At 48.8% G+C, this 945-nt stretch carries 1 protein-coding gene; it reads right to left on the reverse strand.

Annotation, left to right across the window (positions count from 1 at the left end; all coding sequences use genetic code 11):
• Window positions 1-945, reverse strand: a 945-nt coding sequence (locus tag R7Z77_RS24345) for an ABC transporter substrate-binding protein (protein WP_318136928.1), incomplete at both ends; no start/stop codon positions are given.

Here is a 945-nt window from a genome sequence, read left to right on the forward strand (position 1 = left end):
AATTTCTTTGGCGAAACGCTCCGAAAATTCCATCGGCTTATTAAAAAAGACCGCCGAGGATTCTTGCTCTGCGCCCAACCCCCAGCGCACGACCGCTTGGTAATCGAGCTTGATTTCAGAATCGCCATTCACCACCGGAGGTAATGGTTCTTGTGGGTGGTCGAGCACCTGTTCAAGTAATCTAGCCGCTTCAACACCTTGGCGATAACCGCTTTGAATCACGCCGCCCACCGCGCCATGACCCAAACCTACGTCGTGTACCATAAACAATGGCGCGTTGGAGGCCTTGTTGATCTGAATCCAGTCACGTTCGCTGCCGACCACGCCATCTTTGTCGCGGTAGTAAGTCCAAAACAGCACCACATTTTCTTTATTGAGTTGAGCGATTTTTTTCTTCAATGCTTCGACATTGTCAGGGACAAGTTGAGTGATCTTGTTGCGATAGCGGTCATGTTGTTGGATAAAATCGTCAATCTCGTCGCGAAGTATTGCACCAGTCACCGAATGGTCACTGATGATGTAAATCTGCTTGTTGTCTGGATGCAAACGCTCGATCAGCGCTAAGTTCGCTTCTAAATCGACGTTCTCAATCACGCCGGTTGCGTTAAGTGATGGATGAAAGGAAGGACGGTAATTGTTGATGCCACAGAAAATCACTGGCGTGTCTTTGATCAGCGGCGCCAAGTGTTGCATCAATTCCAATGCATTGTTGTCCGTCACCAAAATGGCATCAAAACGCTCATCGCTCAACTTGGTGCGATAGAGTGATTCGAGCTGGGTAAAAAACTGCTCGCTCTGGTTGCGCTTGGAATCCAAGTATAAGACGCGCATGTCCATCTCGCGGTCATCGAGTTGTTGATCGATCCCGCGCTGAATAGAGTCCGTCCAAAAGAATCCTTGGTGATAAGAATGGACGACAAGCACCTTTGGCTCTTGAGCAAGTGT

It is taken from the genome of Vibrio sp. 1401 (genome assembly GCF_033340295.1).